The organism is Aquimarina megaterium XH134 (assembly GCF_000520975.1).
Lineage (GTDB): Bacteria > Bacteroidota > Bacteroidia > Flavobacteriales > Flavobacteriaceae > Aquimarina > Aquimarina megaterium.
Window position 1 is genome coordinate 309,394 of the sequence record NZ_JACB01000015.1, and the last position, 14,479, is coordinate 323,872.

The following is a 14,479-nucleotide window of genomic DNA, read 5'->3' on the forward strand; positions in this document are numbered from 1 at the left end:
TATATAAAGCATCACTTTATACTAGGAGAATTAATATGTGCTGCATTTTTATTATGTTCTGATGGGTCTTTTACTTCTTTTTTAAGTTTTTCTTGATATATAGTATCTAGATTTCTTATCCCTTTATTTCTTTGAAACAAGTAGGAAACTATTGTTAACATCACTCCAGATATGGTAAAAATTAGGATGATGGCAATTGTAATTGTGGTTCCCGGAAAATGATTCGAAAATTCGTGAGAAACATCAGAAACAATATTGCTTAGATAATCTACAAAGACCCCTGATAGCATATAAGATAATGGCTCTGAAGTCCCAATGACTAATCCAACAAATCCTGATAATCTTCCTAACATTTTTGTTGGAACTACAGCTTGAAAAAAAGCATTATTCATAATATCAGAAATAGTAAACAAAAGAACGGCCAGCATTCCTCCAATAGCCAAAACATAGAGATTAACATTAATCCATAAGCAACCAAGAATGACACCTAACAGGATATTAACATTGAAAATAGTTCTAATAGGGTGTTCGATCTTTTTACTCATACTCATTACTCCTCCCCCTATCAAAGTACCAATTCCTACTACTGATAATACCAAACCTAAATAATACTCATTTGAAAAATCCAATATCAGAGGTGTAAATAGTACTTTAATCAGTCCTATTAAAAAACCTATTATAAAGAAAAAGCCTAGTAACGATCTTAGTCCTTTTCGTTCTTTTAGAAATTCTTTCACTAATTTCCAGTCCTTTCTAAAATTGAATTCTTCTTCTGTTTTTGAAACAACAACAAATCGTATCATCAAAAAAGCAAGAATCGAGATCAAAAAAGTGATGATATCAATCATAAATATGCGTTCCATACCGATCATTTTGAATAATACCGGAGAAACTACAGGTACACCAATACTTATGGCAGCATAAATTGCGGTTGACACTCCTTGCGCCTTTATCAGTCTATCTTTTGATACTAATGCCGTTGTAGCGACATAAAAAGCACTAAAAACAAACATACTGGCTATAGAACCTATTCCCGACACTATCATAATATGCCAGGGTTGTAAATGTTCGAAATAAAAAAGTGACATCAGTATAATACTACCTATACCTGTTACAATCTGTCCATAAATGATTATTTTCTTTTTACTCCATCTATCTACAAAACTGCCAATAAATGGTGCTAAAAGAACAGCAGGAGCTGCTTCAAAAAACCATATCATAGAATATGAAGTAATTGTTCCCTCTGGTTGTTTCAACACCCAGATACTTAAAGCAAAATCGGTTAAATCGGTACCTAATAATGAAATCATTATCAGACCTACATATAAAAAGTATTTCTTCATTAGTTATCTACTACTATTGGAAAGTTTTCTGGGTATGGAAGGTTAAAAATTACATCATTTCAATTTTGACCTCTTTTTTGAAAAAAAGGGGCTAGTGATGTTAGGATCATTAGTATTTTTAATTATATCATTTGATCGGCTACTTCTACTATATTACTGATTTTAAGGAACTCTGAAATTTCTTTTGCATGAGTTTCTTCTAGTATTGTGGTATGTACAGCTGGTATCCCATGTACTATGACCTTCTTACCTGTATATTGTTGTAATCCATAATCAAATTCTGTTTCATCATTATTGATCATTTCCATTTCTGAATTCGCCAATATTTTTGGAACATACATTGCTCTGAATAATGTAATTTGAGTATCCAGTTTTTGACCGAGATTCGGTACATATCTATAAGTCGAATTGCTGTAAAGAACTTCTAATTGCCCTTTAATATCATCATCACTTACAGAAAATTCTGAGCCCTTGGCCAGTTCACAAATCACATCGATCTGCTCGGGTATAGATTTACCTTCGAGTGCTAGCTTTGATCTGGTTAACTCTGAATCGAAGATTTCTCTTAACTCATCTACTTCTTCATAAAGTAATTCGCGGAATCTTTGTGCTTCATCTATTTGTTCATATATCTCATCACTTACTTCATGAATTTTGGCATCAATCATCAATAACTCCTCAACCTCAAACCCTTTATTTCTTAATTGCAATGCCATTTCGAGGGCTACAGCTCCTCCAAAAGAATAACCTCCTAATCTATATGGGCCAGAAGGGTCTAATTCTTGCATCGCTGTAATAAACGTTTCTGCCATAGCTTCTACAGATTCAGATGTTTTTGATTTTCCGTCTAATCCCGGGCATTGAAATGCATACATTGGTTGATCATCTCCAAGTGCTTTGGATAATTGTAAATAAGAACCAACAGTACCTGCTGCCGGAGGGGCAAAAAATATTGGTTTCTTATTTCCTTTTCCTTGTAAGGTTACCATGACCTTATACGTAAAAAAGTCTGCAGAAGACATTTTCTGAACGAACTTTGAAATGGTAGAGTTTTCGAATATAACAGAAACACTCAGTGATGTATTCAATAACAAATTAATGCGAGATATTAATTGTATTGCCAAGATAGAATGGCCTCCCAAAGCAAAGAAATCATCATGTACACTAATTCCTTCTATATCTAATAACTCTTCCCATAGTGCAACTAATTGTACCTCTGTATCGTTTCGCGGAGCCACATACTCTACTTTGGATATATCAGAAACTTCTGGACTTGGTAAAGCTTTTTTATCAATTTTACCGTTTCTGTTCATCGGCAATACATCCATAGAAACCCATAACCCAGGTATCATATATTCTGGAAGCCTATCTTTTAGATAATCATTGATATCTCGAGTATCATAATTTTCCTGAGTAACCACATAGCCAATTAAACTTCTGGTATCGATTGTACTACCTCTTACTACTACGCAACAATGCTGGATCTCTTCTTTTTCTAGGAGTACTCTTTCGATCTCACTTAACTCTATACGATATCCTCTAATTTTTACCTGATCATCTTTTCTTCCCATAAACTCGATATTGCCATCTGCTAACCATCGGGCTAAATCTCCGGTTTTATACAATCGTTCACCATTTACAAAAGGATGATCTACAAATTTTTCATTTGTTAATTCTTCACGGTTAAGGTATCCTCTTGCCAATCCTGGCCCTCCTACACATAGTTCTCCGGGAACACCAACAGGCACCAAATTCATATCCGAATCTAAAATGTAAACATTTGCATTCGTTATCGGTTTTCCTATAGGAACACTACCTCCTGTGATATTTCCTTCAAAAGTTGTAGCACAAATACTGATTTCTGTTGGGCCATAAGCATTTATGTATGTATAGGATTTAGAAAAGTCCTTAGCAACTTCTAATGGTATAGTTTCTCCTGCTGTTACCAAGGTTTTTATGGTTGGAAGACTATCACTTTCTAATAATTGTAAAAAAGCAGGTGGCAATGTGGCAAATGTTACCTCATGTTCTTTCATAAATTTTGTAAAAGAAATAGTATCTGCTTTTTCTTCTTCTGATGGTATATGTAAACTAGCACCTCCCAGAAGAGAAATGTAAATCTCCCATACAGAAGCATCAAAAAACGGATTTGCAAACTGAAGGCAATGATCATCAGAAGTAATCGAAAATGCATCAATCTGAGAACATATAGTATTGACAATACCTCGATGTTCGATCATCACTCCTTTTGGTTTTCCGGTACTACCGGAAGTATAAATCAAATACGCTAAATCATCGGATGTTACAGAATAATCAGGGTTTTGCAGATATGACGCTTCTTGAGACAAATCATCTAACTCTATATCAATTGAAAAAACCGGCACATTAAGTTCTATACTATCGAATAGTTTTTCTGAAGTTATGATTAACACTTTTAGCTGTGTATCTTCAATAATGAATGTTTTTCGCGAAGCAGGATATTCTACATCAATTGGAACATAAGCCGCTCCTGCTTTCATAACCCCCAGCATTGAAATAACAGACCAGTCAGAACGGTTTAATTGTATTCCTACCAAATCACCAGAATTCAACTCATAGTTCTCTCGTAGATGACGTGCCAAACGATTTGATTTCTCATTTAAGTTTTTATAGGTTAACTTTCTATCTTCAAACACTACTGCAATTGCCTCTGGTGTTTTGGCAGCTTGCTTTTCGAATAACGAAACTAATGTACTATCCTCACCATAAGAAACCGAAGTGGTATTAGACATACTAAATACATCTAACAGTTTTGAAGATTCCTTATCTGTTAGCATAGTTAAACTTGCTATACCAGATGATGGAGATACTAATACACTCTGTATTAACTCCTTGTAATGTAATGCCATTCTTTGTACCGTTTCTTTGGCAAACAACGCAATACTATACTCAAAATTAAAGTAAAGACCGTCTCCTGACTCCACTGCATTTAAGGATATATCCAATGGAGAAAACTCTGCATCGTACTCATATGAATTGATTTCTAAATTTTCGAGATGTAAATCTTCTGATTCGGGAGTATTTTCTAGCATAAATTTTACCTGAAATAGAGGAGGTATACTCATATCCCGGGTTTTCACAACACGATCCACAATTCTTTCGAAAGGTACTAGTTGATTGTCATACCCCTCGAGTGTTGTTGATTTTATTTGCTGTAATAGCTCTCTAAACTCAGGGTTATCACTTAGATCACTTCTAAGCACTAATGTATTGATAAAGAAACCTATCAATCCTTCTAATTCTGCCTGTGTTCGGTTTGCAATAGGCGTTCCTATACAAATATCATCTTGTCCACTATATTTATAAAGCAATACTTTGAAAACAGATAGTAAGAACATAAACAGGGTTACTCCTTCTTCGTTACAAAATTCTTTTATCGCTTCGGTTGTTTTTGAATCCAATTCAAAGTTAACAGATGCTCCTTCAACACTTTGAACTGAAGGGCGGTCATAATCCGTAGGCAATAATAAAGGCGAAACTCCCTGAAGTCTGGTTTCCCAAAACGATAATTGTTGCTCTAAGATGTCACCTTCTATATATTCTCGTTGCCATATCGCATAGTCTGCATATTGTATTGGTAACTCAGGTAAAGTAAATGATTGGCCTTTTTGTAATGCACTATATATATGAGTAAACTCATTTATCAAAATACCCTGAGACCATCCATCACTAGCTATATGGTGAAGAACTCCGCAGAATACATAATCATTTTTATCTAATTGATATAAACTGGCTCTAAACATATAATCGGCTGCCATATCAAATGGGGTATCGATAAATGATTCTAGTTTTTCAAGAATCGTCTCCTCATTTTCTACCGAAACTAAATCCATAGACCAATCAGATGCCGATACTATTTTTTGGTACCCTACTCCTTCTTCAGGATGAATTACAGAGCGTAAAACTTCGTGACGAGAAATTACTTCTCGAATAGCATTTTCTAATATCGAAGTATCCAGATCTCCTGTGAAACGAAGCGTAAATGGAATATGATATTCTATACTTCCTTGTAATTGATCCAAGAACCATAATCGTTCCTGACTAAATGATAATGGGATCTTCCTACTGTTATCTCTGCGAACAATTTCTGGCAGTATACTTCTGCCTCGGGATTGAGAATCTACATACTCTGATAAATCTGATAATATCGGATATTCAAAAACGTCAATAATTGCTATTTCAATATTCAATTTTTTTCGAATCATTGATACCAAACGAGTTGCCAATAAAGAATGTCCTCCCAAAGAGAAAAAATCATCCTTTATTCCTACTCGTTCTACCTCTAATAACTCTTTCCAGATGGCAGCTAACTGAATTTCCATTTCTTTTTGGGGTTCGATATAATTAGCTGCGGCAATATCGATCAGTTCAGGATCAGGTAATGCTTTTTTATCAATTTTACCATTATCTGTAAGAGGCATCTTTTCAAGAACAACCCAAAGGCCAGGAATCATATAGCCAGGTAATTTCTGTAATAATGACGCCTGTAATCTATCTTTGTCAAAATTATTTTCACTAACTACATATCCCACCAAACGATGATTTCCTTCAGAATCTGGCCTTGATAACACACAACATTCTAGAATATCCATTTCCTGGCTTAAAACATTCTCTATCTCACCTAATTCAATACGATATCCTCTAATCTTAATCTGATCATCTTTTCGCCCTATAAACTCAATATTTCCATCGGGCAACCACTTCGCCAGGTCTCCGGTTCTATACAAACGTTCTCCTTCTACAAATGGATTGGATATAAATTTTTCTTGTGTTAGTTCTTCCTTATTCAGGTAGCCTCTTGCCAATCCATTACCTCCAACACACAATTCTCCTATTACTCCAACCGGTAACAGTTGTTGTAAACCATCTAATATATAGATTTGGGTGTTGTCTATAGGCTTTCCAATGGGTACAGACAATAAAGAAGTATCATATGTACTAACTTCCATAACAGAACAACCTACGGTAGCCTCGGTTGGGCCATATTCGTTATACACTTTAACCGAACTATCTAGTGGTCCTAACAGATCTATATGCGATCCTTTTAAAGCTTCTCCACCTATAATAATACGTTTCAAGTGAGAATGCTCTATATTCTCAAAAAATGATAAATGAGATGGTGTTAATTTAATAGAAGTAATTTCTTTAGTCTTCAAAATCGAGGGTAAAGATTCTATAGCTTCTTTTTGATATATAAATAAAGTACCTCCTGTTAGCAAACTGAGAAAAACACTGGTTTGTGTTAAATCAAAAGCCAAAGAGGTAAATAATGGAAAATTATGACTCCCCGTTTCTGATTGGTACGCTGATAAACCATATAACACATAGTTAGCTATATTACAATGTTCTATCATAACTCCCTTGGGCTTACCTGTACTCCCTGAAGTATAAATAATATATGCTAAATCTTTTGAAGCAGGTATAAAAGAAGGATTGGTCAATAATTCTGTGTCACCAAGTAGTTCTTCTAATTCTACATCTATCGAAAATACACTTACATTAAACTCTATACTATCAAAAAGATGTTCAGAATCGGTAATCAAAACCTTAGGGGCACTATCCTCTACGATATATGATTTTCGAGATGTTGGATAACTGGTATCAATAGGAACATAGGCTGCACCAGCTTTTAATACTCCTAAAATTGAAATCACAGCCCAATCGGATCGATCTAATAAAATACCAACGATATCATTTGCTTTAAGGCTATACGTATCCCTTAAATGATATGCCAAACGATTGGATTGCTCATTGAGTTCTTTATAAGTTAGTTGTTTATCTTCAGAGATTAAAGCAACAGCCTCTGGAGTCTTATTGACTTGCTCTTCGAATAGGCTTACAATGGTTTTGTTATTATCATAAGGAACATTGGTAGTATTGAATGTATTTACCAATTGAGATATCTCTTCTTTTCTCAATATAGAAAGGCTTCCGATTTTCTGTGATGGATTAGCTACAATGTTATGCAATAGTTCTTGATAGTGCATCAACATACGTTCTACAGTCTCTTTCTTAAATAAAGCTGTGCAATACTCTACATTAAATGAAATGCCGGTAACTTCTTCTGTTATATTAATGGTTAAATCAAATTGTGAAGTATTCCCTTCATATTCAAAAGACGACAGGCTTACACCGTGTATCGTTAAATCCGTTTCTGTACGCATATTTTCTAGCGTAAACAGCACCTGAAATAATGGGTTCATACTCATATCCCTGGTTTTGACTACCCGATCTACTACTTTTTCAAAAGGAGCTAATTGATGGTCATATCCTTCTAGGGTTGTACTCTTTACCTCTTGTAGCAATTCAGTAAAACTTAAAGTATCTTTTAGATTACTACGTAATGCCAGTGTATTGACAAAAAACCCGATCATATTTTCTAACTCTGATTGAGTCCTATTAGCGATAGGAGTTCCTACACAAATATCAGACTGGCCGCTATACTTGTACAGTAAAACTTTGAAAGCCGATAACATCATCATAAACAATGTAACTTCTTCTTGCTTACATAGTCCTGATATTAAACCACTTAAATTTTCATCTAATTCAAAGTTAAATGTTGCTCCTTCTGTACTCTGAACCGACGGACGAGCATAATCTGTTGGCAGCGCTAAAGGTGTAACTCCCTGTAACTTATCTTCCCAATAAGACAATTGTTGCTCTAATATCTCACCTTCTATATAGTTACGTTGCCAAATCGCATAATCAGAGTATTGTAATGATAATTCTGGTAAAGCCATCTCACGATTCTCCTGATATATACTATACAGCTCTGCAAACTCTGCTATCAATATATCTTCAGACCATGCATCACTGGCAATATGGTGGAAAACTCCGGCCAGGACATAACGATCAGAGCCCAGATCATATACACAGGCTCTAAATTTATAGTCCTTCTCCAAATCAAATGGGATAGTCAAATAGGATGCTATCGAACTTTCTAGTGAAGCATCTGATTGATCCATATCCTGATCTAGTTTCCAATCATCGGCTCCTACTATTTGCTGATAACCAATACCTTCTTCAGAATGAATCATAGTTCGCAATACCTCATGACGAGATACAATAGTTCTAAAACAAGTTTCTAATATATCTATATCCAGGCTACCTGATAATCGTAGCACTATTGGGATATGATATGCAATACTACCCTCTAACTGATCCAAGAACCATAAACGTTCCTGGCTAAATGATAAAGGAATACGATCCGGACGTTGTTGAACAACAATTTCGGGTAGTAAAACACCTATTTCTTGTCGTTTTAAATGAAGTGCCAATTCATGTATATTGGTATACTCAAAAATATCACGAATAGAAACTTCGATATTCAACTCCTTACGAATTAGGGAAACTAATCTTGTTACCAATAAAGAATGTCCTCCCAATTCAAAGAAATTATCATATACTCCTATGCGTTCTACTCCTAAAAGTTCTTGCCAAATGTTAACTAACTGTTCTTCCAGTTCATTACTGGGAGCAGTGTATTCCTGGGTTGATAATTCTAGATTATCAGGATTAGGCAACGATTTCTTATCTATTTTACCATTAGGCGTTAAAGGCATTTTTTCTAACTCCACCCAAATACGCGGAATCATATACTCGGGTATGCTTTCTTTTAAATACGCTTCTATAGCCTGTTTATCCAGGCTTTCTTTTAAAACAACATAGCTTACAAGACGATTATTTCCGTGCGCATCCGTTTTAGCTAAAACACAACAATTTATAACAGCTTTATAAGATGCTAATACATTCTCAATTTCTCCCAACTCGATACGATATCCTCGAATTTTAACCTGAGTATCTCCTCTACCAATAAATTCTACATTTCCATCGGGTAACCAACGGGCTAAATCTCCTGTACGATACATTAAAGTATCTTCTACAAATGGATTTGAAACAAATTTCTCTTTTGTCTGTTCTTCTTTATGTAAATATCCTTTTGCCAGACCTGATCCTCCGATATATAGTTCTCCTATAACACCTATTGGTAATACATTTCTATTGGAATCCAAAATGTAAAAATGAGTATTACCCATAGGTTTACCAATAGGAACATTAGTCAAGTTATGTAGGCTTTTTAGATCTTCAGCCTCATAATAAGAATTATCAATTGTGGCTTCTGTAACTCCATAACTATTTATAATTCTTACTTGTTTTCCAAATCGACTTTCTAAACGGCAAAAATCTACAGAAGTGCAAACATCAGATCCTAAAACAAAGAGTTTAAGCCACTCAAAATCTAATTCATTATCATAGATATGATCCATTAATGGGATTCCTAACGAAGGTGTTAGTTCCATTATATTGATCTGATGGGCAGACATTAGTTTATAAAGTTCCTGAAGATCAAAACGAATAGCAGCGGGGCAAATAATCATCTGCCCTCCAAATAATAAACTACGACAAAGATCTCCGGTAAATACATCAAAAGAAAAGCTGGCCATTTGTAATAAACGAGTATTCTCATCCAAATCGTACTCTTTTTGCCAACTCAATGATACATTGTACAGGCTGAAATGAGTTATAGTAACTCCTTTTGGTTTACCTGTTGTTCCTGAAGTATAAATCACATACGCCAAATGTTTGGGAGTCAATTTTATCTCGGGTGTTGTAGTGATCTCTTTGGCAATTAATTCATGATCTCGATCTAATAATATACATTTTATCTCCTCATTAACATCTAATTGCTTTATGTCTGAAGTAGTACTTATTATAAGGTCAAGCTTAGCGTCTTCTATGATATAAGAAATTCGATTTAAGGGATATTCTGGATCAATTGGGATATAAGCATTTCCCGATTTTAAAACTCCTAAGACACCAACTATCATTTCTATAGAGCGAGATATACAAACTCCGATCAAAGTATTCTGAGAAATGTTTTGGTTACATATATAATGAGTTAATTGATTTGATTTTTCATTCAATTCTCTATAGGTAATCTTTTTGTTTTGGTAAACAACTGCTACTGCATCCGGAGTCTGTTGAGCTTGTGTTTCGAATATATCAAGAATAGTTTCATTCTGAAGATTATCAATATCTGTAGCATTAAAACTATTTAATAACTGTAGTTCTTCGGTTGCCAAAATACTTAAACTACTTACCTCAACATTATTTGGACATTCAATCTCCTCAAGAAGCTTTATTAATGCTGTTTCCATGTAAGAGATAACCCGATCCGGATCAATCCCATCTACACATGCTGTTAAGCCAAAGTCAACTCCGTAATCATCGATACTCAAATCAAATGGATAATTTGTACGTTCTTTGTCAACCTGAAGTGTTATCCCTAAATCAATATCTATGTTGTCTGATATAGATTGTGGTTCTGAATGGCGATAATTTAATAATGCACTAAACAAAGGTGTATCATTAGAAACACCGCTCCAATGTTGAATATTAGATAATGGTGTTTGCTCATAAGGCATTAAACCTTGTAACTCTTGTTTTACATGATCTAAATATTCTGACACACTACGATCTAAGTGTAGTATCATCGGGAGTGTATTGATAAACAATCCTAATGACTGATCTGCTCCTAATGATCCCTGAAGTCGTCCTGAAAACAAAGTCCCAAAAACAGCATACTCTTTATTACTACATCTACCTATTACAATCCCCCATGCAGCATGAAAAATTACGGCTGGGCTAATTTTTAATTTGCGGGATAGTAAACGAACTTGAGCAGATATATCTGAAGAAAGCATCTTAGTTGCTTCCTGTATTCCGCTACCATCTCCCAACGTATCAGACAAACCAAAAGGAAAAGTAGACTCTGTGATATCTCCTAAACGTGAACGGAAATAAGACTCACTGTCATTAGTCGCTTGCTGATGTAAAACATGTGCTATAAAATCTCGATATAAAACCGGTTGGGTATAATTAACAGTCTCACCGGATAAGTACATTTTAATCTCCTCTATTACCTTCTCTAAACCAACATGATCTATTATAACATGATGTTGTTTAAACAATAAGAAAAAACGACCATTACTTGTATCATCAGCAGTTTGCAACTGTAACAATGGCCCTTTTGACAAATCCATCCAGTGCTTACCAGAATCAATTATTGATTCCAGCTCTTCTTTTACGTTTTGTGATGAAGGAAAAGATAATTCTGATACTTGAAGCTTAACTTCCCTTAAAACTACCTGAACAGCATGAGGCAATCCATTGCTCAAAATACAAGTTCGAAGTACATCATGACGGGTAATCACATAGCGGAATGCTTCTATAAATTGTGAACGTTTATCTAAACTATCAAAAGACAATAAATTAAATAATATGTAAGGGTCCCCATTGCTCTGATCACTTATCAAATGATGAAAATACATCCCTTCCTGTAACGGAGAAAGTGGATACATATCCTGGATATTAGAAACTCCTTCTTCAATATGATCTACAACAATATCCAACTCCTCCTGGCTAAAATCCAGTAATGGAACCAAATCGGGGGTAATCTTCTCGCAATCTGTTGTGATACCATTGACAGGAATCTCATAATCCGGGGAAGCAACTCCTAATTGTAACGCTAATGTTCCAATAGTAGGATTAGCAAAAATATCACGAACTCCTGCCTGAAGCCCCTGATCTTTTAATCTGGAGATTAATTTTACTACGAGTAACGAATGTCCTCCCAATTCAAAGAAATTATCATACACTCCTATCTTGTCTATACCCAGTAAGTCCTTCCAAATCACAGCTAATTGTTCTTCTACCTCATTGCAGGGAGCAACATATTCTCTTGTGGACAACAAAGAGATATCAGGGACAGGGAGTCTTTTCTTATCAATCTTACCATTGCTGGTTAAAGGTATTTCTTCTAATTCAATCCATAATTGAGGAACCATATACTCTGGTAATCCAGAGCTTAATTTCTGTTGTAATTCTTCCTTAACCAACTCACCTTCTACAACAACATATCCTACCAGACGTTTACTACCATTAGTGTCTTCCTTAGCTAGTACACAGCAACTCTGAATGCCGTCTACAGAAGACAGTACGCTTTCTATCTCCTCTAATTCTATACGATAACCTCTAATTTTAACCTGATTATCCTTACGCCCAATAAATTCTATATTTCCACCAGGTAACCATCGGACTAAATCCCCTGTTCTATATAAACGCTCTCCCGGTTTAAAAGGATGAACTACAAATTTCTCTTCTGTTAAGTTTTCTCGTTTCAAATACCCTTTGGCTAAACCTGTCCCTCCAATACATAACTCGCCAACTACACCCATTGGAGCTAATTCCATATTGGTATCTAAAACATAGAGGCTTGTATTGGAAATCGGGCCTCCAATAGGAATGGTCCCTGCATTATCGGGAATATCACAAATAGGATAACAAGTTGCATATACAGTAGTTTCGGTCGGACCATATACATGAAGCAGTCTTCCTTCGCCCAAAGCTGATGCTATTTTTCTTGTTGGACCAACAGAAACCTTTTCGCCTCCAAATAATAATATTCTCAAACTAGACAATCTTGACAAGTCATAATCTGCAAAAGAATTAAACAATGCCGTAGTTATAAAAACTACGCTTAGTTGGTTTTTACTAATAACCTGAGTTAAAGCATCAACATCAGAAGCTATAGAACCTGGGATCAAATACAATGATGCACCATTTAAAAGGCTTCCAAAAATCTCATATGTAGAACCATCAAAAGCATAATTCGACCATTGCAATACCCGATCTGATGTATGGATAGCAATTGAACTCTCTTTATCATTGATAAGCGTTATTACATTTTCGTCACTAATCACTATACCCTTGGGAGTACCAGTTGTTCCAGAAGTATACATGATGTAAGTATCAGATGCTATACTTCTTTTTGAATTATATGTCTCAATAGAATGTTCTAAAGATTTTTGGACATTCAAAAAAGTATATTCATCCGAAGGTAATTCTTTTAATAAAGAAGAGTCACTATAAATAATGTAGTTTACCTCAGCATCTTTTAAAATAAAATCCAAGCGATTCGATGGTAAAGAAGTATCGAGAGGAACATAGATAGATCCTGATTTTAGAATACCTATCATACTTATCACCATATCCACTCCTCTCTCATATAAAAGCCCTAATCGAGATTTTTCCTGCACTCCTTCTAACCTTAAGTAATGTGCTAATTGATTAGATCTTTCGTCTAGTTCTTTGTATGTTACCTTAACATCTTCATCAACAATAGCAACGGCATCTGGGTTTTTTTCGACCTGTTCTTTAAACAAATCAATAATGCTCTTATCATGCGGATATGCTACTACAGTATCATTAAATTTATATAGCAATTCTTCTCTCTCCTGATCTGTTATCATGGACAGTGCTTGAACAGGCAACGTAATATCTTTGACAATACTATTCAGTAACTCTTTATAGTGAACCAACATACGAGCAACTGTATCTTTATCAAACAAAGCTGTGCAATATGTCATGCTTAATGAAATACCTCCCTGCTCTTCTATTGCAGTCAAAGTCAAATCAAATTGAGAAGTTGTTTCTTCAAGATTATAAGGAGAAGTTCTTATATTATCCAAGTCAGAATCTCTTACCTCGGGTGTATTTTGTAATGTAAACATCACCTGAAACAAAGGACTCATACTCATATCACGAGTAGCTATAATTTTATCAACCACTTCCTCAAAAGGAGCTAATTGATGATCATACGCATCTAATGTTGTTTCTTTTACGCTCTCTAAAACTTCCTTAAAATTAGGATTCCCTCCCAAATCACTGCGAAGTGCCAGTGTATTAACAAAGAAACCAATCATATCTTCTAACTCAGATTGAGTACGATTGGCGATAGGACTACCTACACAAATATCTTCCTGACCACTATAACGGGATAACAACACCTTGAAAGCGGATAACAAAACCATATATAAGGTAGCTCCCTCATCTGTACAAAGCTCTGATAGCATGCTACTCAAATCAGCATTCAACGTAAGCGAAACACTACTCCCTTCATAACTCTGTACCGAAGGTCGTGCATAATCTGTTGGTAAGGATAATGGAGTAACTCCTCCTAGTTTATCCTCCCAATACGATAATTGATCTTCTAAAATATCACCTTCGATAAACTTGCGTTGCCAAATCGAATAATC

Annotated in this window: 2 protein-coding genes; both read right to left on the reverse strand. The window is 35.1% G+C overall.

Annotation, left to right across the window (positions count from 1 at the left end; genetic code table 11):
• Window positions 1–11: 11 nt before the first annotated feature.
• Window positions 12–1,343 (reverse strand): MFS transporter, encoded by a 1,332-nt coding sequence (locus tag Z053_RS0111705; RefSeq protein WP_035095867.1) that lies wholly within the window; start codon window positions 1,341–1,343, stop codon window positions 12–14.
• Window positions 1,344–1,465: 122 nt separating this feature from the next.
• Entirely contained in the window at window positions 1,466–14,470 is a 13,005-nt protein-coding gene (locus Z053_RS0111710) for an amino acid adenylation domain-containing protein (protein WP_262482482.1), read from the reverse strand.
• Window positions 14,471–14,479 lie beyond the last annotated feature (9 nt).